Origin of the sequence: Janthinobacterium sp. ROICE36, assembly GCF_002869965.1 — a bacterium.
Classification (GTDB): domain Bacteria; phylum Pseudomonadota; class Gammaproteobacteria; order Burkholderiales; family Burkholderiaceae_D; genus Janthinobacterium.
Map to the genome: position 1 here is coordinate 1 of NZ_PEBS01000159.1, position 2,221 is coordinate 2,221.

Annotated in this window: 4 protein-coding genes; 2 read left to right on the forward strand and 2 right to left on the reverse strand. The window is 57.0% G+C overall.

Going from position 1 to position 2,221, the window contains the following annotated elements; genetic code table 11:
• Positions 1-154: 154 nt before the first annotated feature.
• Positions 155-589: an addiction module antidote protein gene (locus CSZ94_RS27155; protein WP_180977660.1), complete on the reverse strand. Its 435-nt coding sequence runs from the start codon at positions 587-589 to the stop codon at positions 155-157.
• 31 nt (positions 590-620) lie between these two features.
• Positions 621-950 carry a type II toxin-antitoxin system RelE/ParE family toxin gene (locus CSZ94_RS27160; RefSeq protein ID WP_102124336.1) on the reverse strand — a complete coding sequence of 110 codons (330 nt, stop codon included), beginning with the start codon at positions 948-950 and terminating at the stop codon, positions 621-623.
• 140 nt (positions 951-1,090) lie between these two features.
• On the opposite strand from CSZ94_RS27160, the gene CSZ94_RS27165 reads away from it, so the two are divergent.
• Both CSZ94_RS27165 and CSZ94_RS27170 read left to right on the forward strand, forming a co-directional pair.
• On the forward strand, positions 1,091-1,477 hold the full coding sequence (locus CSZ94_RS27165) for a BPSL0067 family protein (protein ID WP_102124337.1): 387 nt from the start codon (positions 1,091-1,093) through the stop codon (positions 1,475-1,477).
• Between the two features lie 10 nt (positions 1,478-1,487).
• Complete coding sequence (locus CSZ94_RS27170) at positions 1,488-1,922, forward strand: STY0301 family protein (protein WP_308410615.1); 435 nt, start codon at positions 1,488-1,490, stop codon at positions 1,920-1,922.
• Positions 1,923-2,221: the final 299 nt, after the last annotated feature.

Consider the following 2,221-nt stretch of genomic DNA (forward strand, 5'->3'; position numbering starts at 1 on the left):
TAGCAAGAAGTGGACGATGCCAATACGGGACTGGAAAGCGGCACTGAACCGCTTCGCCATCCAGTTTGAAGACCGGGTACCGCAGACTTAAACGAAAAACCGTTTACACAGAATTCAGTACACCCCCGGCGGCAGGGATATTGGCAACTCAGGCCTAATCTATAGCCTGCTTGCCCGGCAGCCCCACCTTCGCATCCACTGCCTTTTTCACAACAGGCTTACCTGCCATACTCGTCCTTGCAGCGCCACCCACCTTATCCCCCTTCCCAGCCCCAACAACCTCCGCCACCAGCCGCACCCCAAGCGCACCAAGTACGCGGGTCATGGTTTCCATGCGCGGCTGACTATTCGGGCGCAGTGCCTTGTACAAACTCTCGCGGCCCAAGCCAGCCGCCTTGGCGATTTCGCTCATGCCGCGCGCACGCGCGATATCGCCAATGGCGGCGGCGAATATGGCGGCGTCGTTCGTTGCCAGTGCTTGCGTGATGTAGGCAGCGGCCGCTTCATCGCTGGTGATGTATTCCGCTGGGTCGAAGTCTTCCAGATCCAGCCCTTCAAGGTCGGACAGTGTGATGTTGTGCTCAGTCATGATGCACCTCCTGTATTGCTTCGGTTCGCTATTATTTTGTCGGTTTTGCGGCGGATTTCGCTGCAGCAGACTTCTTCAATTCTGTGACCATCTGCCTGGCCTTATTGATGTCGGCAGTCTGGGTGCTCTTGTTGCCGCCCAGGAGCAACACGATCACGTACCCTTCAACTTCGATGAAGTACACACGCCAGCCTGGCCCTACATTAATGCGTAATTCACGCACGCCGCCACCAACTGCCTTCACGTCACCCAGCCCATTTTCCAGGCGGACGATGTGTTGGGCAATAATTGCCCTTGTCTTGTCGTCCTTGATCTCGGACAACCAGTTGCTGAAGTGCTTGGTTTTTTTGACCGTCTTCATGAATTCATTGTATTCATTCGAATACAGATACGCAATCAAATTTGCGTAACCGTTACTCCCCGCAAACCTTGTCCCTTCTCAACTCCCCCATAGTTCCCTGCATGTATCGTAAGCCTCTCCCATCAACCTCGGAGAGTTCCATGTCCTACACCTACACCAAAGTCGATGAACTGGAAAAAACCACCATGGTCGGCAACCATCAATGCGTTGCGCTGGTCCGCCACTATGCGGGCGCGCCTGCCACGTTGGCCTGGAAGCAGGGCGAGGCAGTGCTGGGAAATCGCTTGCTGCGCAAGGGCACGGCCATTGCCACGTTTATCAACGGCAAGTATGCGAATCATCAACAAGGCAATCACGCGGCCCTGTATATGGGGCAGGTGCTGGATGGGATCATTGTCATGGATCAGTGGTCGGGCAAGCGCCTAGGCATCGTGACTTCGCGCACCGTGCGTTCCAAAGGCCAGTACAAGAATGGCTTGCATATCGACCCCAGCAACAATGCCGATGCTTTTTTCGTCATCGAATAGGGGAGTATCCATGCAACCTAGACGTTTGTTGACCGGCGCCGCCTGCTGCCTTTTCCCGATATTCGCGAAGGCAGCCATGGCCGCTTCATATGCTTGCCCGGACAGCGTGCCTGCGGCATCGATCAGCCTGACCGGCGTACCGGCTGGCTGGACGCCGTATATCGACAGCCCGCTCTATCTGAGCGCCGCAGCGCCTATCGACGGCGCGCCGCAGCGCAGGGGGCAGCTGGTGCCCAGCGAGGAGCGCAAGAAGAAAGGGCAAACGACGCTCAGCTACCGCCTGGAAGGCCGCTATCCAGACGGCAAGTGGCTGCAATGCAGCTACGGCGTGCATGGGGAAGTTACGCTGTCGAGGAGAATGGACGACAGCGTCAGCCTTTGCCAATTCACCTACAGAAAAGGCAGCAAGGCCGGGCAGAACGAGATCGATATCGACTGCCGGTAAGTGAGTTGGTATCAGCGCTATTGCTGGCGGGATCGCAGGCCGCAAAGCCCGATGCGTCTGAGGCTGTGCATGTCGGCTTACGCGTTCGCCAACCCGACCTACGAAACTGCCACCCGCCCGCAGCACAGACGCAAAAAAGCCCACCGAAGCGGGCTCTCTCACTCTACAGCCATGAGGTGTACTGTCAATAGCGGACACTCTTGTTTCAAGCCGCCCGTGTCTGTTTGCTGAATTTTTCAGCGAACAACGCGGGCGGAACATTGCCGAGGCGCGAGTGGCGCCGCTGGCGGTTGTAAAAG